Genomic DNA, 20600 nt, shown 5'->3' on the forward strand with positions numbered 1-20600 from the left:
TAATGATTATTGAGATTCTTCACTCGTACCTCGTTCTGAATGACATAGGCTAATCCTTTACATTAGCTGCTTCACCATATTCCTCAAGCAAAATGAGAAATAATTGGCTATTTAAAACCAATGCTTCTAAAAGCTCCATTTTCTTTTCATCTTTCAATAACTCAGAACTGATGCCTTTGGCAGAACAGAAATCGTAAAAGAGCTTGGTTTTATTTTCTGGAATATTTAGATTTTCAGTAACAAGCCTTTTATTGAAAAATGAACTTGTGCTGAAAAGTGAGTCCATCTGTTTATAGGTTATTGGCGTGTATTCATGTAATTTTTCCTTTTTTCTTTTAAAAAGCTTAACGACCTGGCCTATTAGGTAAACAAAATCAACTCCATAAGTCGCACCAGCTGGTTGATATAAACCTGGGTTATTTTTTATGTCCTCTTTTATTAAATTATGAAGCTCTACGTTGTAGGTTTCAACTTCAAAAACAGGTTGCTCAGGTTCTGCTTTCACTTCAACTTCGTCTAACGCGTTTGTAATTTTTTTAAGTTCAAAAACATTGGGTTCTTCAAAATGAGTTTGGGTTAAAACCACGGTTTTTTGATGGTAAAAGATGGACTCAAAAGCAATGGTATCGCTAACCTTGGCGACGATACTAAAGTTGCCGTCTTTGTCTGTAACCGTAAGCCTGTTCTGGGTTTTGTTTACTACTTTAATGTCCTTGACCGTAGATTTTGAATCGTAAACTTTTCCTTCAAAGGTCTGCCCAAACAATAAAGTATTGAAGAGCAATAGGCTAAAGACTGAAAAGAATTGACGCATAGCGATGGATTGGTGCAATAAAGAAAAGCTTTTAACACTAAAGTAATACTTACATTAAAAAAACTTTAACCTAAAATACTGTTAATTGAAAAGCGCTGCGATTTCTGGTGTAATGCGTGTTGGTCTCTTGGTTTTGGCATCCATAAAACACCATTTGGTTTCAGACGTTGTAATTAGCTTACCGTTATTTTGATTAAAAATTTCAACATGACGAATGGAAGTGACACCTTCTGACTTTGATACATAGGTTTTAATATTGAGTTGGTCACCTAAAACGGCCTGACTTTTATATTCTATATGATGGCTCACTAAAACCCAAAAGTAGTTGTCTAGTATATCTTGTGAAGTGTTCTGTAGCCAATGTTTTTCAGCAATGTCTTGTACCCATTGTACGTAGCGCACATTGTTGACATGGTTGAGTTGATCTAAATCGTCTTTTGTAACAGTTATGGTTTTTTGAAATATCTGCATCAAATAGTTATTGATGCTTAAAGATATTATTTCTTTGAGAAAAGACTTTTAATACCAAAGAAGAATTTGCCAAAAGCTGTACGTTCTCTTTCTCCATTTTTAATAGCTTCTCGTTTGGCGATGCGTTCAGCCTTCCATTTCGCTCTTCTGGCTTTATTTCTCTCTTTCCATTTTTGATGATGTTCTCTAATAGCTCTGGATTTTTCTTGTTCAGCTTCAGAAGCCACTAATTCTGGTTCATCATAACTCATATTGCAATGGTTAGTGTATTGTTGAACAGCAGTAATACCACCAACGATAACTTCACCTAATAGCAAATCTTCATCTAGTTCAATTACTATGTTGTAAATGTTGGAGTTTCCGATGGTAATTTCAGTTGTTTTCATACCTACGTAAGAGATAATTAGTACATCACCTGTATTTACCTTTATGGAATACTTGCCATCAAAATCAGTTTGAGCACCTGTGTAAGTCCCTTTAATAATTACCGAAGCACCTGGCAGTGGCAAACCATCGTCTGCTGTTGTAACGATTCCGGAAACTGTTCTTTGATTTATAACTGATGTTGCGATTTTCCCTTTTACTTGGGGTGTATTTAAAGAATCAACTTTTACAGTTCTTGGTTCACCTTGTGCATGTATGTCTTGATGACCTAAAGCCATAAACGCAAATAGACCAGACGCGGCTATGGACAAATAGTTGTTTTTGTCTTTTCTGGCTAAAATCTTTTCCCTATTGAGTTGTTGTGTTTTAAATCTGCCACAGAGATTGTTTTCGTTTTCAAAAGTTTTTATGACTTGTTCATCTGACTTGGATGTAAAATCGATAACGGTTTTGTTGCAGGCAGCACAATGACGGCCTTTTTCTCTGGGTGTCATTTTGTTCCAGTCTTCATGGCAAGGCTCTGGAATACTAATGAAAATAGTTTTTTTCATGGTTGTTTGATTTATACATCAAAGAACCAAAAGCAAAGCATAATATAAAATGTAGAATGAGGGAACTGTCCTTTTTGGTGAGTGAAGTTTACTTTTCCTTTATTTTGACCTCAAAAAGTTTGTCCCAATTTTTACCAGTGACAAAGATAGTTCCGCGTTCTGGATGGTATGCAATGCCGTTGAGAACATCTAATTCGTCATGCTGCGTCACTAGTTTTTTAAGTGGTTCAAAATCAATAACGCCTTCTACACCTCCTGTTTTAGGGTTAACGATAACCACACCGTTTCTATGATAGATATTGGCGAAAATTTTTCCGTCAATCCATTCTAACTCGTTAAGTTGAGGTATTTTCCCTTTTTCAGTATATACCTGGACATAACTCTCTTCGGTCAGGGTTTTAGAGTTTATGTACCATATTTTTTCTGTACCATCAGATTTGTAAAGTGTTTCGCCGTCATTACAAATTCCCCAGCCCTCCTTGCTTTTTCCGTAGTTAAAGGAACTTAGCTTTTCCAAAGTATTTACATCATACACAAAGCCTCTATTTTCTTTCCATGTGAGCTGATATATTTTGTCATCAAGAATAGTAAGCCCTTCACCAAAATAGGAGTCATCTAAATTGACGTTCTTCAAAACTTCACCAGTTTCATAGTTTACTTTTCTAAGCTTTGATTCTTTATACTGGCCAGTACTTTCATAGAGTTCTCCATTATGAAACTCAAGCCCTTGAGTGTAAGATGAAATATCGTGAGGATAGGTATTTACAACTTCATAAGTATATATAGTCGGAATGATATTGTTATAAATCTTAATTGGCATGGATACCGTTGCAGATTTATCATCATAAGTTACCGTTGCAGAAATTGTCTTTTCTCCTAAAGTTATGTTGTTGAGTACAGCATCTGCAGTAATAGGTTCACCATCCAATTGATAATCAACGCTAGTGATATTAAGTTGTTTCGGATTATTAATGGATAAATTTAACGTATCTCCAAGTGTAAAAGCTTTGGCTTTAGATTTTATAGATAAACCTGTTTGTTTAGAAGCATTGGTGTCTCCGCAATTGGTGAGTACAAGGCTTAAACAAATGAGAACAAAGTATTTATATAACTGCATATGTTTAATGAATATTTTTGGCAAGTTATTAATAAAAATTCAGTTTAAAAATCATTGTTAAGCCCAAACAGGGCATTGGAACTTCGTAACGAGAATTAAACCTACAATAAAACTGGATTTTTTATAATTTTCAGCATAGCATCACTATAGTTAAACTTAAAAAATAGTGTAATGTTCTGTTTTGCAGTAGGTTTAATTTGCAGTAGATTTTCTAATATTTTGTTTGGGTTATAGTATTAAAAGGTTGTATCTTTGCAGCCGGCAAGTCCTACACAACCAGCTCCTGCTGAATCCCCCAGGACGGGAACGTAGCAAGGGTACGCGGTCGTAGCGGTGTGATGTAGGTAGCTTGCCTTTTTTTATTTATTCTTGCGAAGGCAGGAATCTCTTCATTTAGTTTCCGAATCCATCAACATTTCATATCATCATTCTAAATTTTTGCTGCTGGAATTTTGTATTTTGCAATTTGAATTTTATAAATATTATGTCTAAAGTTGTTTTAATCACAGGTGGTTCTTCGGGAATTGGAAAATCGGTTGGCGAATTTCTTAAAACCAAAGGGTTTGTAGTTTATGGAACAAGTCGTAATCCTGATAAATATCCTGATAGTAAATTTCCTATTGTAGCTTTAGACGTTACCAAAACAGAAAGCATAAAAAGTTGTATTGCTGAAGTCCTAAAGCTCGAAAACAAAATAGATGTCTTAATTAATAATGCTGGTGCAGGCATTACTGGTCCTGTAGAGGAAATTCCTGATGAAGAAATTAAGCGCAATTTTGAAACCAACTTTTTTGGGCCTATTAATGTGATTAAAGCTGTTTTACCGAGTATGCGTTCACAAAATTCTGGATTGATTATAAACATTACATCCATTGCTGGTTACATGGGATTGCCGTTTAGAGGTGTTTATAGTGCGAGCAAGGGAGCTTTAGAGTTAATTACCGAAGCTTTTAGGATGGAACTCAAGGATTTTAATATTGAAATGACCAACGTAGCACCAGGCGATTTTGCTACTAATATTGCGGCAGGTCGCTACCATGCACCTGTATTGGAAGATTCGCCATACAAAGAGAAATATGGACATTCTTTAAAAACAATGGATGCTCATGTTGATGAAGGTGGTGATCCTAATGAAATGGCAAAAGCGATTTACAACATCATTCAGACTTCTAAACCCAAAATTCATTATAAAGTCGGTGCCTTTATGCAGAAATTTTCTGTTGTTTTAAAACGAATCCTTCCAGATAAAGTTTATGAAAAAATGCTGATGAAGCATTATGAGTTATAGTTGATATTTGGTACGCTATTTGAGGTATGTTCTTCAAATCTAGCTATTATGAAATCTAAGAAACTCTTCCCCTTACTGCTTATTACTATTTTGTTTTTTGGCTGCGATGATTTTTTAGACTGTGTAGCAGGTCGCAATCCAAGTTTGCCAGATAAGACATTTCCCATTGCTTCTACCAGTACTTATTATTATGTAGATATTTCAGCTGAGATAAAGAATGAGCCAAGGGATAATAATTATGATTATTTTTTTGAAATTAATGAAGCCGATTTACCAGAAGGTGTGGGTTACTTTATAAATAACAGAATTATTAGCTTTGAAGGACTGCCTGTGGAAACAGGAACTTTTGAAATTGAGGTTTACTTATATGTAGAAGGCCCAGTTAATGTAGAATACGATGATGATGGAGATGCCTACTACACGGATACTTTATGCAATCACAGTACACAGAAGACATATACCTTAATTGTTCAATAACTTGTTAATATATTTTGACTATTTCTTTGAAGTCAACCTAACGAATAGTTGTAAATTTGCAACAACTAAAAACACAACAATTTTTTATGAAATTTTTTATTGATACAGCAAACTTAGACCAAATCAAAGAGGCTCAAGATATGGGCATTTTAGATGGCGTAACAACAAACCCATCTTTAATGGCTAAGGAAGGCATTACTGGTACGGATAACATTATGAAACACTATGTAGATATTTGCAATATTGTAGATGGAGATGTTTCTGCAGAGGTTATTTCTACCGATTTTGATGGCATGGTTAGAGAAGGTGAAGCTTTAGCTGAATTACACGATCAAATCGTTATTAAATTACCAATGATAAAGGATGGTGTAAAAGCTTGTAAATATTTTTCTGATAGAGGTATAAAAACTAATGTTACATTGGTGTTTTCTCCAGGACAAGCAATACTAGCCGCAAAAGCTGGTGCAACTTATGTATCTCCATTTATTGGTCGTTTGGATGATATTTCTACAGATGGTTTAAATCTTATTGCAGAAATTCGTCATATCTATGATAACTACGCTTTTGAAACACAAATACTAGCAGCCTCTATTCGTCACACTATGCACGTTATTGATTGTGCTAAATTGGGAGCAGATGTAATGACAGGTCCTTTAAGCTCAATCGTTGGCTTATTAAAGCATCCTTTAACGGACATTGGCTTAGAGAAATTCTTAGCAGATTACAAGAAAGGAAATTAGAAAAGAATTAATTGATATAATTATAAAGCATCTTAACGTTTAGCGATAAGGTGCTTTTTTTGTAGAAGTCCTTCAAGGGTTTCGTTAAACTCAGAGCTAAAGATATTGGCATTAGGATGCAATATCACAGCATTCTCATCAACAATAATAGCTTTATTTAGATAGTTTACGGCCAATGTCTTACGTGCTGCTTTAGAATCCTTGAACTTAAATTCATTAATTGTAGGAAAATCATAATTGTTGATAATGTTTTTCCAGAATTTATCGTCATTATCGTTAACGTTAATGGATATAAAATCCACCTGTGGAAACATCACTTTTAACTCCGCAACTATATAATGACTGTTTCTATACTGGCTTTTAGAGTTTGAAGACCAAAAATAGATGATGGTCGGTTTATTAATTATAGATCTTAGATAGTGCTCTGTATCATTATAGTTGACCACGGCTAAATTAGGTAGAGGATTACCTTGTCTCAAAAGGCGTAATGAAGACACCAAATCTTTCATAGATGCCTTATCCTCTTCATTGGTACTCTTTGCTAAATAATAATCAAGTAATTCGTTAGCTTCCGCTTCTGTGTGGTTGTAACTGACGTAATCTTTGGTCTTGTATTTAAGCAAGTTGTTTTTTATGGCTTCATCAGAAACAATACTATCAACTAAATCTAATTTAGACTTGTTGTACGCTAGAGAATGTCTATCAAACTTACTGTGATATGGATTGTTTTTGTAATAAGTTTTTATAGCCAAATTATCAATATTGGAAAATAAAAAACGATTGTAAGAAAAGAAATGACTCAAATGATTAGCATTGTAATCTATGTTATCTCTATGAGCATAAAAATCTTCTGGCAAATCTTTAATGTGAATAAGTTTATTGTTCCCAAAGTAGGCAAAAGGATAAATTTCCTTGTCTGCATAGCTATTGTAATTGATATTGGCTTCAATTATGGATTTAAAAAACTCGGATTCGTCGTTGTATTCTAAAAACTGATAGAATTCTTCCAATTGACGCTTTCGTCTTTTTTCAACAAATTCATTGAAAGCCTCAGGTTCCATTTTAGAGTATTTCACTAATTTTTTGGCCTCAGACTCATTAGAAAGGTAAGTTTTAATAAGATAATTGTTCTTTTTTGCTCCTTTCCCAGTAAACACCAATGATTCGTCAAAATCATAAGTGTTAAGTCTAAACATTATACTATCAGAGGGTTCTAACAATACCGTTTGATATTCGCCACCATGTCTAATTAAATATAGGCCAGACTCTAGATTTTCTATTTTATGTATAAACCTGTTATTTGCGTCGAGATTCAGGGTGTCAAAGACTTCTCCCTGAGTATTGTGAAGTATTACACTTTTATTTTTGGGATTTATAATTTCACCACCAATATAGGCATAGTCATTATTTTCTCCACTGCTAGATTTACATCCAAGGACAATGGTTAGCAAAAGTAATGATAAAGCTATGTGTCTAGTCAACATGGGGAATTTCATCAATTTAGTGTAACAAAAATATGTGTTGAAACCTTCATGCCTTGTTAATGCCACGTTAAATCTTGTTATAAGGTGCTTTTATTTCGCTTAATCGCTTAAATTTTCTACTTTTGCGCCAAATTTTAAAGCTATAAAATGTTATCAGTTTCTAATCTTTCAGTACAGTTCGGAAAACGCATCCTTTTTGATGATGTTAATACTACATTTAACAATGGAAATTGTTACGGTATCATTGGTGCCAATGGTGCAGGAAAGTCAACGTTTTTAAAGATTTTAGCAGGAAAAATGGATCCAACATCTGGAAACGTTCATCTTGAGCCTGGTAAGCGTATGTCTGTTTTAGAGCAGAATCACAACAAACACGATGAGGATACGGTTTTAGAAACCGTTTTAAAAGGTAACAAACCTTTATACAAATTAAAGACCGAAATCGACACGCTATACGCTGATTATACAGACGAGAATGCTGAAAAGATAGGTGAGCTACAAGTAGAGTTTGAAGAAATGAACGGGTGGAATGCCGATTCTGATGCTGCGGCATTATTGTCCAACTTAGGCATTAAGGAAGATTTTCATTATACCTTAATGGCAGATTTAGATGGTAAGCAAAAAGTACGTGTACTCTTGGCGCAGGCATTATTCGGAAATCCGGATGTGTTGATTATGGATGAGCCTACGAACGACTTGGATTACGAAACCATTTCTTGGCTGGAAAATTTCCTGGCAAACTATGATAACTGTGTGATTGTTGTATCTCACGATAGACACTTTTTAGATGCCGTTTGTACACATATCTCTGATATTGACTTCGGAAAGATTAATCATTATTCTGGTAACTATACGTTTTGGTACGAGTCGTCTCAATTAGCCGCAAAGCAACGTGCACAACAAAACAAAAAAGCTGAAGAGAAGAAGAAAGAACTAGAGGAATTTATTCGTCGTTTTTCTGCTAACGTTGCCAAATCCAAACAAGCAACAAGTAGAAAGAAGATGATTGATAAGCTGAATATTTCAGATATTAAACCAAGTAGCAGACGTTATCCTGCCATTATTTTTGAGCGCGAACGCGAAGCTGGTGACCAAATTTTAAATGTTGAAGGCTTATCGGCAAGTTTAGATGGTGAAGTATTGTTCAAGAATATTGATATCAACTTAGCGAAAGGTGATAAGGTTGTTGTGTATTCCAAGGACTCAAGAGCAACTACAGCATTTTACGAAATCATCAATGGAAAGCAGAAAGCGGATTCTGGTAAATATAATTGGGGAGTAACAACAAATCAATCTTATTTACCATTAGATAACAGTGAATTCTTCAACAACAAACTAAGTTTGGTGGATTGGTTACGTCAATGGGCAACCACTGAAGAGGAACGTGAAGAGGTATACATCAGAGGATTCCTTGGTAAAATGATTTTCAGTGGAGAGGAAGCCCTTAAAACTTCAGACGTATTATCTGGAGGTGAAAAAGTACGTTGTATGCTAAGTCGTATGATGATGATTAGGGCCAATGTACTTATGGTTGATGAACCAACCAACCACTTGGACTTAGAAAGCATCACAGCTTTTAACAATGCCCTTAAAAATTTTAAAGGAACAGTAATGTTAACCACGCACGATCACGAGTTTGCACAAACTGTTGGTAATAGAATCATTGAGCTCACACCAAATGGAGTCATTGACCGTTACATGACTTTTGATGAATATATGAGTGATAAAAAGATTAAGGAGCAGCGCGAGAAGATGTATGCTGTGACGGCTTAGTATGTAAACTCAATAACAACTATTCTTTTGTGGAAATAATTGTTGAAGTCTGGTCTGAAATGCAGTATGCCATTAACGAAAATTTCGTTTTGCATTAATCCACCGATTTCTCTTCTTTTATAGTATTCCATCATTAAAGTGTCATGCTCTTTTATTTCATAAATAGCTCTCATATATTTACCTACACCGTTTGAGTAATAAGTTAATAAAGAGTCTTTTTTTTCTTCGACGAATTCTAATTCAAGATTATAAACCTCTTTTTTTAAACCACTATTTTCAAATTCCGCACGTGTTTCATCGGATAGAAATCTAAACTTATCCCAATCGGTTTCTTTAGGGTCAATTAAATCTTTTAGATATTGCTCGTAAGCTTTCTGAAGAGATATATTTGGATATACTTTATCTAGATTATTTTCAAAATCAAAGACTAATAAATCTAGAGCTTTAGTTTTTCTTTCGCCCAGAATATTTTCAAACTTTTGAATATATTCATTGGTCTGATTTTTACAACCAAAAAGAAAGACTACAATAAACAAAGGGCGTATAATTCTCATTATTTAAGCTTCCATCTCACCCTTAACCCGTTCCACAATAGCAACCGCTTTATCCAATTCGTCATTATGAACAAAGACTTCCTGAAAGCCTTGGTTCATGGAGCCATAGCCAGCTAAACGTTGCGATTCGCCTTCGTCTTTAATAATTGGAATAATCCCAGTATTCTCTAATTCGCTTTTTAAACGTGTTACAACAACGAAGTTACCGCTGTAAACTTTTGTATATTCTGAAGTACTCATAACTATAGGTGTTAAATGATCACATTAAGTTACAACTTTTTGGTAAGATTTCCTACATCAAGAATCATTTAATATGCATTAATGTTATTCAAATAATCTATATCATAAGTTTTGACTATAAAAACATTAGATAAAAAGATATAGAGACTTTATTAGATGCTCATAATTTCATAAATTTATAGACAACGAAATTAAAACTGATAAAACCAAATACAAATGGATAATAAGAATACTGAAACCTTTGAGCTTAATGAAAGTACAGCTAGTAATTGCCCTTTTTTAAGTGGCAAACAAAATGCAGTTGGTGGAGGAGGAGTAAAAAATAGAGACTGGTGGCCAAATGAACTTAAACTAAATATCTTAAGACAGCATGCAGCAAAGTCAAATCCGCTAGGAGAAGATTTTAATTACGCTGAGGCTTTTAACAGTATAAACTATGACGAATTAAAACAGGACGTTTTAAACCTCATGACCGATTCCCAAGATTGGTGGCCAGCAGATTATGGTCACTATGGTGGTTTTATGATTCGTATGGCTTGGCATAGTGCTGGTACATATAGAGTTGGAGATGGTAGAGGTGGAGCAGGTACTGGCAATCAGAGATTTGCCCCAATTAATAGTTGGCCAGATAATGGCAATCTAGACAAAGCCAGATTGTTATTATGGCCAATAAAAAAGAAATATGGAAACAAAATTTCTTGGGCAGATTTAATGATTTTAGCTGGTAATTGCGCATTAGAATCTATGGGATTTCCAACGTTTGGTTTTGCAGCAGGGCGAGAAGATATATGGGAGCCAGAACAAGATGTTTACTGGGGAAGTGAAACGGAATGGGGAGCAAATGAAGCGCGTTATGACGGTAAGGATTATAACACTAGGGATTTAGAAGATCCTCTTGCAGCTGTAATGATGGGTTGGATATATGTAAATCCTGAAGGTCCTGATGGTAATCCAGATCCTATGGGCTCTGCTAAAGATGTAAGGGAAACATTTGGTCGTATGGCAATGAATGATGAAGAAACTGTAGCTTTGGTTGCAGGTGGTCATACGTTCGGTAAAGCGCATGGAGCTGCAGATCCTAACCAATTTGTAGGTGCAGAACCACATGGAGCACCTATTGAGCAAATGAGTATGGGTTGGAAAAATTCATACCAATCTGGTGTTTTAGAAGATGTTATTACTAGTGGGATTGAAGGAGCATGGACACCAAATCCGACTAAATGGGATGCCGACTATTTTGATGTGCTATTAAATTACGACTGGGAATTAACTAAGAGTCCGGCAGGTGCTCATCAATGGAGACCAACGGCTGAGTCTAAAGCGAGAATGGCACCTAAAGCTGGTGATCCAAACGGAAGACAGGAATTGATGATGACAACGGCAGATATTGCTTTAAAAACTGATCCTGCGTATTTAGAAATCTCTAAGCGCTTTCATAAGGACCATAAAGCATTCGAAGATGCTTTCGCTAGAGCTTGGTATAAATTAACCCATAGAGATATGGGACCAATTGATCGATACTTAGGACCTGAAGTGCCAAAAGAAGAATTGATTTGGCAAGACCCTATCCCAAAAGTAGATTATACATTAACAGATTCTGATATTGAATCCTTAAAGAAAATGATTCTTGCATCTGGTTTATCGATTTCAGAAATGGTAAAAACAGCTTGGGCTTCGGCTTCAACCTATAGAAATTCTGACAAAAGAGGTGGTGCTAATGGTGCACGATTACGTCTAGAGCCACAACGCAGTTGGAAAGTGAACAACCCTGAAGAATTAAATAAGGTTCTTAATGTTTTAGAAGGAATTCAAAATGAATTCAACGGAACAGTTTCAATGGCTGATCTTATTGTATTGGCAGGTACAGTTGGTGTAGAAGAAGCAGCAAGACATGCAGGACACAATATTTCCGTGCCATTCTCTCAAGGAAGAGGTGATGCCACCCAAGAGCAAACAGATATTGAACAATTTAACTACTTAAAACCATTAGGTGATGGTTTTAGAAATTATCAGAATTCTAATGTAGATGTTGCTGCTGAAGATTTATTAATTGATAAAGCAAATTTAATGTCACTTTCTATTCCAGAAATGACTGTACTTGTTGGAGGTATGCGTGTATTGGGAGCTAATTTCGATGGTTCTAAACATGGAGTGTTTACCGAAAATGTAGGGCATCTTACTAATGATTTCTTTAAGAACTTAGTAGATATGACTTATACCTGGAGTGCAACTTCAGAAGGTGAAAAATATTTTGAAGGAAGAGATCGTAGAACAGGAGAAGTAAAGTTTACGGGAACTCGTGCGGATTTAATTTTTGGATCTAATACCGAATTAAGAGCGGTAGCTGAAGTTTATGGTGCAAATGATGCTGAAGAAAAATTTGTAAAGGATTTTGTTGCTGCTTGGACCAAAGTAATGGATGCAGATCGATTTGATTTAAAATAAGACCGATTAACAGTTTATGAATAAAAAAAGGAATGTATTTAATAAATTACATTCCTTTTTTAATTTGTCATTCTTGCCTTTCGACTACGCTCAAGATAATCTACGGCAGGAATCTTATAACCTTTTAAGAAAATATAAAATTATGAACGAACAAGAATTATTCTTTAACACCATAAAATCTGGAAAAGAGGAGAATGTAAGGTTGCAACTTAAGAGAAATCCAGAGTTGGTTAACATAAAAGATTCAAGAGGGTTTACGCCATTGATTTTTGCTGCCTATTTTAATCAAGAAGCTATTGCTAAAACACTTCTGGAGTATAACGCAGATGTCGATGCTAGTGATTCGGCTGGGAATACAGCTTTAATAGGTGTGTCTTTTAAAGGCCATACAGGTTTGGTGAATTTATTGCTTCGGAATAAAGCAGATGTCAATGTTCAAAACAATAATGGAGAGACAGCTCTGATTTTTGCAACCATGTACGACCAGCCACTTGTAGTAAAAATGCTCTTAAATAAAGGAGCGGATAAGTCTTTAAAAGATAATAATAACAAAACAGCACTGGATTATGCTGTTGAAAAGGGATTTAAGAATCTTGAAGAAATTTTGAAATAGAAAAAGATTATCAGAAATAATGTTGAAACTGTCATTCTGAATTTATTTCAGAATCTTTATGGCTAAAGTTTCAATTACAATTAGAATCTGAAACAAGTTCAGATTGACAATGTTTATTTCTGATAATCTCTTTTAAATGAATTAACTATGATAAATTAATTCACATGCTTTTCCAAAAACTCAGCAACACCTTCGTGAGTGGCTTGCATTCCTGTTTTACCTTTGTTCCAGTTGGCTGGGCAAACCTCACCATTTTCTTCAACAAATTGTAAAGCATCTACCATACGTAAAGCTTCATCAACATTTCTTCCTAATGGTAAATCGTTCACTATTTGATGACGAACGATACCTTCTTTATCAATTAAGAACAATCCTCTGTAAGCGATTAATTCGCCTTCAGCTTGTAACATATCATTTTCGTCATAGTAATAGTCACCAGCTAAAACGTCGTAATTCTTAGAAATGGTCTTGTTAGTATCCGCAACTAAAGGATAGGTAATACCTTGGATGCCACCTTTGTTTTTTTCCAATTGTAACCAACCAAAATGCGATTGCTCTGTATCTGTAGATACTGCAACAACTTCTGTGTTACGAGATTTGAATTCTTCTAGTTTTTCTTGGAATGCGTGTAATTCCGTTGGGCAAACAAATGTAAAATCCTTTGGATAAAAGAATAACACAACGTGCTTTTTTCCTATAAATTGATCTAAAGAGAAATTTTCTTCAAATTCGCGACCGTTAACAACCGCTTGTGCATTAAATTGAGGTGCTTTTTTTCCTACTAATACAGCCATTTTTTTAATTTATTTTTTATGTTAAAATTTAAATTCGGCTGCAAAGTTACGCATCAATATAGGATTGGCAATGAAGATGTATTTTAAATATTTATTAAAAGATAGTCTATGCCAATTTACCAGAAAGTTGTCTGATTTTTATTCTGAAAGCGGCAAAAAGTAAGGTCGTAAAAGGACTTAACCAATTAAATACAGCATATACAAAATACTCTCCAACACCAACACCTAAAACACCACTTTGGTATGCTCCACAAGTGTTCCAAGGAATAAGTACCGAAGTTACAGTACCGGAATCCTCAAGGGTTCTACTTAAATTTTCTGGTGCGAGTCCTTTATCTTCAAAAGCTTTTTTGAACATTTTCCCAGGAATAACTATCGCTAAATATTGGTCAGATGCTATGGCATTCAACCCTAAGCAACTAATGACTGTACTAGCAAACAATCCAAAGACAGTGGTGGCAACTGACAACAAGGCTTTTGTAATTCGTGCCAATGCACCAATACCATCCATAATACCACCGAAGACCATAGCACATATGATTAGGAATATGGTCCAAAGCATACCTTTCATTCCTCCTGAAGAAAACAAATCATTTAATTTTTCATTATCTGTTGCGACAGCTGTATCAGTTAATATTGAATTTATAATTGCAGAAAAACTTGAATCTGAAATGTCTTTTAAAACTTCAGGTTGAAAAATAAAAGCAAAAATTGCTGCTAAAATAACACCAGAAGCTAATGCTGCCAAAGGTTTAGTTTTTAATAATATCAATACAATTACTGCAGCTGGAACCAGAAATAGCCAAGGTGTAATATTAAAAGTTTTATCAATTGAAGCAAGTAAGTTGCTAATGTCAGCATTACCAGTAGGTTCAATAGAAGCACTAATAATTCCAAAGACAATTAATGCTATGATTATAGTCGGTACAGTTGTATAGGCCATATATTTAATATGCGTAAACAAATCAGTACCTGCCATAGCGGGAGCTAAGTTTGTTGTGTCACTTAGAGGTGACATTTTATCACCAAAATAAGCACCAGATATAACCGCACCTGCTATCATGCCTGGATTGATTCCTAATGCTGTGCCAATACCTACTAATGCTATACCAACTGTAGCAGAGGTTGTCCATGAGCTTCCGGTTGCAATTGAAATTACGGCTGCAATAATAACAGAAGCTGGTAAAAATATTTCAGGACTTAAAACTTGTAAGCCATAATAAACCATCGCAGGAATCACGCCGCTGATTAGCCAAGTACCTGCAAGCGCACCAACTAAGAATAAAATCATTATTGGTATAAAAACGCTCTTTAGGTTTTCCCAAACTTCTCGTATCATAATTAAAGGTGTCACTTTATTTAGCATACCTCCAACAAAAGCAACAAGTCCACCCATAAGTAAAATGTACTGATTGGAATATTCACCAAGCATTTCACCATCGGCAAAAAAGATATTGTATGCCAAAAGGCCCATTAAAATAACAACAGGTACAAGTGCTTCAAAAATATTAAGCTCTTTGTTGTCAATAATCTTTTGGTCTTCAATATCAATTTTGGATAAATCGTCGTCTTGCATTATAATTTAGTTTAGTTCCGTAATGTTACGATTTTGTACAGCGATTTGCAAATTGTAAATGTTGTTGATTCGTTGAGTTGTTTATTTGTTGAATCGTTTTTCTTTTAGGATTTGGGTTTTGTAATTTGAGATATTAATTGGCTATTTTAGCCAAGTAATTTATGGATTCATTAACTCAGATCGTTTTAGGTGCAGCTTGTGGAGAAGCTGTCCTTGGTAAAAAAATAGGAAACAAAGCGCTTTTGTTTGGCGCTATTGGTGGTACAATTCCAGATTTAGACGTCTTTGTTGGATCTTTATTGTACGGCAATGAAATTGACGCCATGCTGTTTCACAGAGGGTTTATGCATTCCGTGTTATTTTCCGTTTTAGCAGCTTTTTTATTAGGTTGGTTGGTACACAAGTTATACGATTCAGGAAAGCGATTACATACCACAACACAAAAAGACTGGACTAAACTTTTCTTTTGGTCATTGTTCACCCATCCGATTTTAGATTGTTTCACACCTTATGGTACGCAACTATTTGCGCCGTTTTCAAGTTATCGCGTGGCTTTCAATAATATTGCTGTTGCTGACCCTTTATATACGGCACCGTTTTTAATTTGTTTGATTATTTTGATGTTTTTCAAAAGAAAAAGTAACCGAAGACGTTTATGGCTAAAATTAGGAATCGGTATCAGCTCGTTTTATATGCTATTGACCATCTTCAATAAGATATATGTTGATAATGTTTTTGAAAATTCGCTTTCTGATAAAGGCATAAGCTATTCAAGATATAGTGCACAACCTGCCATTTTAAACAACGTACTCTGGTATGGTATCGCAGAAACCGAGGAGGCTTACCAAGTTGGTTTTTATTCTTTGTTTGATTCCTCTAATCGTTTTTCTGATTGGCAAACCATTCCAAAAACAAGAGCGTTGACAAAAGCCGAATACAATGACATTAGAGACTTGGCATGGTTTAGCAATGACTATTTTAATGTAGAATTAACAGCTGAGGATAACTATTTATATAAAGATTTAAGATATCCACTGGTAGAAACTCGCAATGGCTACAAGGCGGTTTTTAATTTAAGATTGTTCAAAGATGGAGACCGATTGAACATGAAACCATTTACGCCAGAAATGGAGGATTTTGAATATACTATGGATGCCCTTTGGCGAAGATTGAAAGGGAGGTGATTAAGACCCGACAGGTTTAAAACCTATCAGGTCTGGACTTTAATTATACCATTTCAGCTTCAAGAATATTCAACTCAATCATACAGGCTTTCATCATGTCATATGTACGTTCAATATCAGCATCTAATCCAATTGAAAAACGTATCAGTCCATCACTTAATCCCATAGCTTCTTTTTCATCTTCTGGTATTTCGGAAGATGTAGAGCTTCCTGGAGCACTAAATAAGGTTTTATAAAATCCTAAACTCACAGCTAAATATCCTAAGTTACGTTCTTGCATCAATTCCATTAAGGCATTAGCTTTGTCTAATGTGCCAACATCGATGGTCAGCATTCCTCCAAATCCGTATTTTTCGTTCATCATGGATTTAAACAACTCATGTGATGGGTGAGAGGCTAATCCTGGGTAAACGGTTGTTAGTCCGTCTTTTTCAAATTTCTCAGCCAAATACGTTGCATTTTGGCTGTGTTGTTGCATTCTAATGTGGAGTGTTCTTAAGTTCTTCAATACTGAAGCAGAGCGCAAACTATCCATTGTAGAACCTAACAACATGGCTGCACCATCATCAACATTTCTCAATTGGTCAATAAATTCTTGTGTTCCACAAACCACACCACCAACGGTATCAGAAGATCCGTTAATGAATTTTGTTAAACTATGAATAACCACATCTGCACCCAAATTTACTGGTGAAATCGATAATGGAGAAAAAGTATTATCCACCACTAATTGTAGGTTGTGTTTTTTGGCTAATTCAGCTAGACCTTTAATATCTGCAACTTCTAACAAAGGGTTGCTTACCGATTCACAATACAACACTTTTGTTTTTGGTGTAATGGCAGCTTCAACGGTATCTAACTTTGTGATATCCACAAATGAGGTGTCTATGCCTAATCGAGGTGCGAAGTTCTTTAGGAAAGCGTAGGTTCCGCCATAAATGGTTCTACTGCTTACAATGTGTTCACCAGAAGCACAAAGTTGTAATAGCACTGGTGTTATGGCTCCCATTCCAGAAGCTGTTACTGTTGCTGTTTCTGTACCTTCCATAGCAGCGAGTGCTTCGCCTAAATATAAATTTGAAGGCGAGGAATGACGTGAGTATAAGTAACATCCATCTGCATTGCCTTCAAAGGTATCGAACATCGTTTTTGCCGATAGGAATGTATAGGTTGATGAATCGGATATTGATGGGTTAACACCACCAAATTCTCCAAAATATTGTAAATCTTGTATTTTGTTTGCAGGTTTAAATTTCATAATTCTAGTATTATTGGTTTTAACAAAAGTCATTATATATAGACTAATAATCAATAGTTAAGCTATTATTTAGAAAATAAAACTATATTTATTAAGTATTGTAGTTATATATTCTTATTTTGTAATCATAAGAGCGTTGTAACAGAAAAAATATAATTATGATGTACGATGAAATTGATAAAAAACTATTAGAGCTATTGCAGCAAGATAGTAAGCAAACTAATAAGGCACTTGCGTATGCATTAGGTTTATCGGTTACAGCGGTTTACGAGCGAATTAAAAAGCTTGAAAACAATGGTACTATTAAAAAATATGTGGCATTAGTTGACCAAAAGAGTGTGGATAAAGATTTTGTGGTATTTTGTAGCATTAAATTAGTTCAGCATACTCAAGATTATGTTGTTAAGTTTGAAAGGGAAGTGGCAAAACTTAACGAGGTGTTGGAATGTTATCATATTAGTGGAGATTATGATTATCTTATCAAAGTTTTAGTTGAGGACATGGAGGCGTTTAGGGAGTTTATGGTAAAAAAATTAACCACAATAGATCATATTGGCAGTACTTATAGTATGTTTATGATTAACGAGGTAAAACACACCACAGCAATTTCAATATAGCTTATGCAAAGCATTCGGTATAGACTTATAGAGTTTTTTGTGATTTTTGTATTGGTTCCCACAAGCTTTGCTTTGGAGTTCAATATCTGGATTAAGATGGCCATAGGTTGTCTGGGCTTTGTGTATGTGGTCTATGTACTTCTTAAGGTGGAAAACAACAAATTCAAGATTAGGCAACACATCAACTGGAAACAATTTTGGATGCGTACCGCAATAAAGCTAATTTCTATCAGCATGTTAACAGCGATATACATGTATATCTTCGATGTAGAAAACTTATTTGTTGTCATAAAGAATAAACGCATGATCTGGGCTTTGATATTGTTTATTTATACCATTTTTTCAGTCTATCCTCAAGAACTGATTTATAGAACGTTTTTCTTTCAACGTTACGAATCTTTGTTTAGAAATGACGCCCTTTTTATTTTGGTGAATGCTGCACTATTTTCCTTAGCGCATCTTTTTTTTAAAAACACGCTGGTGATGGTGTTGACTTTTATTGGCGGAATTCTATTTGCACTTACCTTCAAAAAAACAAAATCCACGCTTTTGGTGTCTATTGAACATGCTATTTATGGCTGCTGGCTGTTTACGGTTGGTATGGGTGAAATGCTCGGATTTCCTTCTTAAATCGAATTTAACTCCAAGTTAATTCTTTGCTAATGATATAAATTGATTGGTATATTATCTATATCTTAATATGACTATTTAAATCAGTCTTATGAAACTATCACAACCAATATCGAGAAGAGCCGTTGTAAAAAGTTCAATTTTTGGGGCACTTGCTGTCTCAATTCCTAGTTTTACATTTGCCAAACAAATTTTATCTTATCAAAATAATGATGTAAAACTGTTTCATCGTTACCCTTCAATAGATGATGAGATTGTTAATGAGGTAGTTGGTAAGTCGCATTTTGACCTTGACCGTGTTAAGGAATTGGTCGATAAACGTACTGAGTTGGCTCGTGCCACATGGGATTGGAGCTTTGGAGATTGGGAATCAGCCATTGGAGCAGCTTCGCATGTAGGTAGAAGGGATATTGTGGATTATTTGATGAGCAAAGGAGCTCGGCCAACCATGTTCACTTATGCGATGCTTGGAGGTTATAATATTGTAAAATCAATGATAGAAATGACGCCAGGAATTCAGAAACTTCAAGGTCCACACGGTATAAGTCTTTTGCAACATGCTGAGGTTGGTTTAAGGATGAAGGACAAAATGACAAGTCAACAGATTTTAAATTCCGAAAAACTTATAGATTATTTGCAAATATTGGGCGATGCTAATGGTGAGACGTATGAAAAACTGGATGAAGATCAAATGCCAAAATATTTAGGTGATTATCGTTATGGAGATGGAGAAAATGAAGGGTTTGCGGTAAAAGTGAATATGCGCAAAATGTTATCTCTGGGCAAATTAGGCAAGTTTGGTGGAGGTCTGTATCCTGTAGGTAATAACAAGTTCTTGTATAATGGAATAAGTTCAGTATATATAACATTTCAGGTTGAAGATGGTATCGTTAAGTCTTTAACTATCAATGAACCAGACCTTGCTTTAGTGGCAAAAAAGGTCTAATAGTTTATAGTTATTTCTAGATTTTATTTCCATTGCCTTCCGACAAAACATTTGTACTTTTGCATCTCATTTTGCAATACAATGAGACTACTTTTTATTCTTCTACTTATAGCAGGAATTAATGGCAATGCCCAAGAACATCCAATGGGTATTAAAATGGGTGGAAACATATCCAATTTATCTGGCGATGGTACTGATAATTTATCTTCAATGGTGAATTTTCATGCAGGATTTTTTATGGAGATAGATGCAGCCAAAGATTTTAAAATTCAGCCAGAATTACTTTTTTCAGTATATGGATTTAAGCTCGATAGTGAGGGAAATACATCTAATGTTAGACTGAATTATATAATATTGCCAGTTATGGCCAAATATTTTGTTTCAGAAAAATTTAGTTTTGATGCTGGTCCACAGGTAGGTTTGTTAGTGACGGCTAAAAACGGAACAGGTTCCTTGGCAGATGTGAAATCAGATTTTTACGATAGGGATTTTGGTATCAATGCAGGAGCAAGTCTTGTAATTTCTGAAAAAGTTAGTGCTTCGGTGACATATTATTTCGGATTAACCGATGTCACTGCAATTGATAATAAAAATTTTAACAGAGCATTTCAATTAGCATTTCAATTTAAAATAAACTAAAACAT

21 protein-coding genes and 1 other RNA gene are annotated in these 20600 nt (G+C 34.9%); 12 read left to right on the top strand and 10 right to left on the bottom strand.

Going from position 1 to position 20600, the window contains the following annotated elements:
- Positions 1-49: 49 nt before the first annotated feature.
- From F1003_RS00425 to F1003_RS00440, 4 genes are all read right to left on the bottom strand, one after another.
- Positions 50-832, bottom strand: coding sequence for a carboxypeptidase-like regulatory domain-containing protein (locus tag F1003_RS00425; protein ID WP_155087229.1), 783 nt, complete (start codon positions 830-832; stop codon positions 50-52).
- A 63-nt stretch (positions 833-895) separates the two neighbouring features.
- Positions 896-1285: an acyl-CoA thioesterase gene (locus tag F1003_RS00430; protein ID WP_155087230.1), complete on the bottom strand. Its 390-nt coding sequence runs from the start codon at positions 1283-1285 to the stop codon at positions 896-898.
- A 26-nt stretch (positions 1286-1311) separates the two neighbouring features.
- Positions 1312-2220: a carboxypeptidase-like regulatory domain-containing protein gene (locus tag F1003_RS00435; RefSeq protein ID WP_235898258.1), complete on the bottom strand. Its 909-nt coding sequence runs from the start codon at positions 2218-2220 to the stop codon at positions 1312-1314.
- 88 nt (positions 2221-2308) lie between these two features.
- Positions 2309-3337 carry a glutaminyl-peptide cyclotransferase gene (locus F1003_RS00440; protein ID WP_155087231.1) on the bottom strand — a complete coding sequence of 343 codons (1029 nt, stop codon included), beginning with the start codon at positions 3335-3337 and terminating at the stop codon, positions 2309-2311.
- Positions 3338-3596: 259 nt separating this feature from the next.
- Here F1003_RS00440 and ffs point away from each other — a divergent pair.
- The 4 genes from ffs (at position 3597) to fsa (ending at position 5842) form a co-directional block, all read left to right on the top strand.
- Positions 3597-3695: signal recognition particle sRNA small type (gene ffs / locus F1003_RS00445), an RNA gene on the top strand.
- 126 nt (positions 3696-3821) lie between these two features.
- Positions 3822-4625, top strand: a complete 804-nt coding sequence (locus F1003_RS00450) for an SDR family oxidoreductase (RefSeq protein ID WP_155087232.1) — start codon at positions 3822-3824, stop codon at positions 4623-4625.
- A 48-nt stretch (positions 4626-4673) separates the two neighbouring features.
- Complete coding sequence (locus F1003_RS00455) at positions 4674-5102, top strand: hypothetical protein (protein ID WP_155087233.1); 429 nt, start codon at positions 4674-4676, stop codon at positions 5100-5102.
- Between the two features lie 86 nt (positions 5103-5188).
- Positions 5189-5842 carry a fructose-6-phosphate aldolase gene (gene fsa / locus F1003_RS00460; RefSeq protein ID WP_155087234.1) on the top strand — a complete coding sequence of 218 codons (654 nt, stop codon included), beginning with the start codon at positions 5189-5191 and terminating at the stop codon, positions 5840-5842.
- 32 nt (positions 5843-5874) lie between these two features.
- Here fsa and F1003_RS00465 read toward each other — a convergent pair whose 3' ends face one another.
- Positions 5875-7338 (bottom strand): TlpA family protein disulfide reductase, encoded by a 1464-nt coding sequence (locus F1003_RS00465; RefSeq protein ID WP_155087235.1) that lies wholly within the window; start codon positions 7336-7338, stop codon positions 5875-5877.
- A 135-nt stretch (positions 7339-7473) separates the two neighbouring features.
- Between F1003_RS00465 and F1003_RS00470 the strand changes: the two genes are divergently transcribed.
- Positions 7474-9099: an ABC-F family ATP-binding cassette domain-containing protein gene (locus F1003_RS00470; RefSeq protein ID WP_155087236.1), complete on the top strand. Its 1626-nt coding sequence runs from the start codon at positions 7474-7476 to the stop codon at positions 9097-9099.
- Here F1003_RS00470 and F1003_RS00475 read toward each other — a convergent pair.
- Positions 9096-9653 carry a hypothetical protein gene (locus tag F1003_RS00475; RefSeq protein ID WP_155087237.1) on the bottom strand — a complete coding sequence of 186 codons (558 nt, stop codon included), beginning with the start codon at positions 9651-9653 and terminating at the stop codon, positions 9096-9098. The two genes, F1003_RS00470 and F1003_RS00475, sit on opposite strands and share 4 nt — an antisense overlap.
- 3 nt (positions 9654-9656) lie before the next feature.
- Positions 9657-9893, bottom strand: coding sequence for a putative signal transducing protein (locus F1003_RS00480; RefSeq protein WP_155087238.1), 237 nt, complete (start codon positions 9891-9893; stop codon positions 9657-9659).
- Positions 9894-10109: 216 nt separating this feature from the next.
- Here F1003_RS00480 and katG point away from each other — a divergent pair, with 216 nt between their 5' ends.
- Both katG and F1003_RS00490 read left to right on the top strand, forming a co-directional pair.
- Complete coding sequence (gene katG, locus F1003_RS00485; protein ID WP_155087239.1) at positions 10110-12338, top strand: catalase/peroxidase HPI; 2229 nt, start codon at positions 10110-10112, stop codon at positions 12336-12338.
- 142 nt (positions 12339-12480) lie between these two features.
- Complete coding sequence (locus F1003_RS00490; protein ID WP_155087240.1) at positions 12481-12951, top strand: ankyrin repeat domain-containing protein; 471 nt, start codon at positions 12481-12483, stop codon at positions 12949-12951.
- Between the two features lie 155 nt (positions 12952-13106).
- Here the strand turns inward: F1003_RS00490 and F1003_RS00495 are convergent, their stop codons facing one another.
- A complete protein-coding gene (locus tag F1003_RS00495; protein WP_155087241.1) occupies positions 13107-13745 on the bottom strand; it encodes a peroxiredoxin in 639 nt (212 codons plus the stop codon).
- Positions 13746-13851: 106 nt separating this feature from the next.
- Complete coding sequence (gene nhaC / locus F1003_RS00500; RefSeq protein WP_155087242.1) at positions 13852-15321, bottom strand: Na+/H+ antiporter NhaC; 1470 nt, start codon at positions 15319-15321, stop codon at positions 13852-13854.
- 161 nt (positions 15322-15482) lie between these two features.
- On the opposite strand from nhaC, the gene F1003_RS00505 reads away from it, so the two are divergent.
- The gene (locus F1003_RS00505; RefSeq protein WP_155087243.1) at positions 15483-16505 is read left to right on the top strand and encodes a metal-dependent hydrolase; all 1023 of its coding nucleotides are present in this window, start codon (positions 15483-15485) and stop codon (positions 16503-16505) included.
- A gap of 43 nt (positions 16506-16548) precedes the next feature.
- On the opposite strand, the gene F1003_RS00510 is transcribed toward F1003_RS00505, so the two are convergent.
- Positions 16549-17763, bottom strand: a complete 1215-nt coding sequence (locus F1003_RS00510) for an aminotransferase class I/II-fold pyridoxal phosphate-dependent enzyme (RefSeq protein WP_155087244.1) — start codon at positions 17761-17763, stop codon at positions 16549-16551.
- A 158-nt stretch (positions 17764-17921) separates the two neighbouring features.
- On the opposite strand from F1003_RS00510, the gene F1003_RS00515 reads away from it, so the two are divergent.
- From F1003_RS00515 to F1003_RS00530, 4 genes are all read left to right on the top strand, one after another.
- On the top strand, positions 17922-18380 hold the full coding sequence (locus F1003_RS00515) for an Lrp/AsnC family transcriptional regulator (RefSeq protein WP_155087245.1): 459 nt from the start codon (positions 17922-17924) through the stop codon (positions 18378-18380).
- 3 nt (positions 18381-18383) lie between these two features.
- Positions 18384-19010: a CPBP family intramembrane glutamic endopeptidase gene (locus F1003_RS00520; RefSeq protein ID WP_155087246.1), complete on the top strand. Its 627-nt coding sequence runs from the start codon at positions 18384-18386 to the stop codon at positions 19008-19010.
- A 91-nt stretch (positions 19011-19101) separates the two neighbouring features.
- Positions 19102-19956: a hypothetical protein gene (locus F1003_RS16775; protein ID WP_202913864.1), complete on the top strand. Its 855-nt coding sequence runs from the start codon at positions 19102-19104 to the stop codon at positions 19954-19956.
- 81 nt (positions 19957-20037) lie between these two features.
- Positions 20038-20595: a porin family protein gene (locus tag F1003_RS00530; RefSeq protein WP_155087247.1), complete on the top strand. Its 558-nt coding sequence runs from the start codon at positions 20038-20040 to the stop codon at positions 20593-20595.
- Positions 20596-20600 lie beyond the last annotated feature (5 nt).

Origin of the sequence: Winogradskyella ouciana (assembly GCF_009709615.1) — a bacterium.
Taxonomy (GTDB): Bacteria; Bacteroidota; Bacteroidia; order Flavobacteriales; family Flavobacteriaceae; genus Winogradskyella; species Winogradskyella ouciana.